General features: G+C 38.1%; 2 protein-coding genes and 1 pseudogene. 2 read left to right on the top strand and 1 reads right to left on the bottom strand.

Going from position 1 to position 2493, the window contains the following annotated elements:
- Positions 1-636: LacI family DNA-binding transcriptional regulator (locus tag DWY55_RS03645; protein ID WP_133303479.1), on the bottom strand; the 636-nt coding region annotated here is incomplete at its 3' end.
- A gap of 230 nt (positions 637-866) precedes the next feature.
- Between DWY55_RS03645 and DWY55_RS03640 the strand changes: the two genes are divergently transcribed.
- Together DWY55_RS03640 and DWY55_RS22270 are read left to right on the top strand one after the other, a co-directional pair.
- Positions 867-1931 (top strand): hypothetical protein, encoded by a 1065-nt coding sequence (locus DWY55_RS03640; RefSeq protein ID WP_005824685.1) that lies wholly within the window; start codon positions 867-869, stop codon positions 1929-1931.
- Between the two features lie 320 nt (positions 1932-2251).
- A pseudogene (locus DWY55_RS22270) lies at positions 2252-2493 on the top strand (ribulokinase); the annotation flags it as partial.

The following is a 2493-nucleotide window of genomic DNA, read 5'->3' as shown; positions in this document are numbered from 1 at the left end:
TTCATCCATAGCCTTTTTATAACCACGGATACGCTCTTTCATATGGATAAGGTTGACATCATAAGCCACCATACAAGGAGCGTTATAGCCTGCATTCAAAAGATGTTTGGTTGATATATAGGAAGCATTGAAGTTATTCAACGCTACATAACTGACATTGATTTCCGGAAAATAGCGGTCGAACAAAACAATAGGGATATTATTGTTCACAAGTGAAGCGATGGATTTCTCAGAATTGTCACAAGGAACAATGATGAGTCCATCTACCCCTTTATTAATAAGGTTACTAACAACACGGGTCATCTTATCCTTATCCTCATCTGAACTTCCAAAAAGTACGGTATATCCCCGTTTGGTTGCCTCATCTTCCAATACACGCGCTAATTGAGAAAAAAATGGGTTGGAAATATCAGAAACCACTAATCCTATTGTTTTTGTTTTGCCACTACGAAGACTTTTGGCCGCAAGATTAGGCTGGTAGTTCATTTCATTGGCAATTTTCAATATGCGTTGGGCAGTTTCTTCTCCCACGCGATACTCTTTCTTTTTCCCATTCAAAACGAACGAAACCAATGCTGTTGAAACGCCTGCAGCTTCAGCAATATCCTTCAGCGATATTTTTTTTAGTGACGACATATATTTGTGTAACGTTTTTGCTATATAATAGTATTATACTTTTAGGTTACCTCTTGAATCAGTAGCACTTATCGTATTCTCACGATGCAAATATAAACATAAAAATTAAATCTGCAAATTATTTTGCTAATTCGTTATAACATTTTTATATTTGCAGTACCAAATCATGCTAAAAACGATATGAACTACCATAAACGACACATAAAAATTAATTTTAAACTTTTAAAATCATGAAAACCAAGATTCTATTTACACTTTTATTCTTTGCATGCAGAATACACTACCTTTATGGACAGACTAACCTACAAATAGCTCCGGAAACTTTAGCAACTCCGGAAAAAAATGGAATATGGTTACAACCTGCTCAAAATACAAAAGCACAACCCATTTGGGGATTTGCAAATGGTATCCGAATAGGAATTGCTCCATTAGGAGGTCCACGTGGGCTAATTCGTATCTATACACCTTATTTAGAACATGATGAATTTGTTGTTACCAATTTCATTGCTTTTGAACCAATTGATAAAGCAAAAAATAATAGGGGGCTCTCAGAATTGGAATGGAGTCAACTTGATAATGTTCGTGGAAAACGTTTTTGGAGTGGGAATACTCCTGAAGCTCCCTCATTCCCAAATCAATATTATCCAGCTCACGGAGTAATAGCAAAGGAAAATGGAGTTGAAACACTTACTGTGTATTTCTTTTGTGAAACTTTTGATAATGGTGCGGATATCTATGTCCGGACTAAATTCACAGAAGGAAAGCCTTATGAGTTTGAATTAACTACGTATACCACGGAAGAGTCAGATGAGCTAAATCGTTTTATACTCACAGCTACTATGGGAAACAAAGCAAGACTTAGGACATTACATCTCGCAGATGGTAAAACGAAAGAAGCCGGCCAATTATGGCCGAGCTATAAAGATTCTAATTTCACAGAACATAACCATACTCCAGTGGCAGAAATGATAAAAGATAAAAATGGAGGTGTATGGTTTATAGCGTCACCTGATGAGAAAGACCCTACAAAAGCTGTATATGCTGAAGATACACATACACATTGGAAATATACTGGTAAAAAAGCAACGCAATATTGGTATTGTTCCAATCCAAGTAATGAGTTAGAAGGAGTTGTGAATGGTCGTTATACTTATTGGGCAAGTAAATCTCCGATACCTGGTGGTATCGCTTATGAGAACTTTGAACTGACTGAACCATTTCAGTCTGGTCAAAGCTATATTTTTGGTATCACACCTCTTTCACCGGAAGAATTAATAAACCACATTATGAAATAAGAACGGACTACTTTTTGGGTAGAACTTCTTTTCCTCCTTATTTATCCCCTCTTTTGTTCTTAATTTATAGAACAGAAAAGGATAAAAGGTGGATAAAAATAAGAAAAGGATAAATTACAAAACTTACTAAATAGCTTATTACTCTAATGAGAGCAGCAGAAAATAGATACTCTATTTCTACTGTTCTCATTTTATATATATATACAACTTGTCATAGTATAAAATCTCAAAACAATCTTTTAAAGTCAACTTAAGAGATACTTCTTAACTATTGTTGGGGTCTTCCTTCCGGCGAAGTTCTCGAAGAACTTAATCCGGCCTTGAAGGAAATGCTCCCCCATCTGTTCACAGAAACCCACACCAGCGACACCAAGGCAGGGGAACTGACACCCGAGTGGGCAGACAGGCTTGGACTTCCCCAAGGAATCGCCGTGGCCGTGGGGGCGCTGGACGCCCATATGGGAGCCGTAGGCGCATCCGTCGCCCCGGGGATACTGACACGTATCATGGGAACATCCACCTGCGACATCATGGTTGCCGGCAAAGACGAGGTAGGCGGACG

The sequence above is a fragment of the Bacteroides sp. AF25-38AC genome, from assembly GCF_003602995.1.
Taxonomy (GTDB): Bacteria; Bacteroidota; Bacteroidia; order Bacteroidales; family Bacteroidaceae; genus Bacteroides; species Bacteroides uniformis.
Note: the sequence above shows the minus strand (reverse complement) of the source record. Positions and strands in the feature narration are given on the sequence as shown.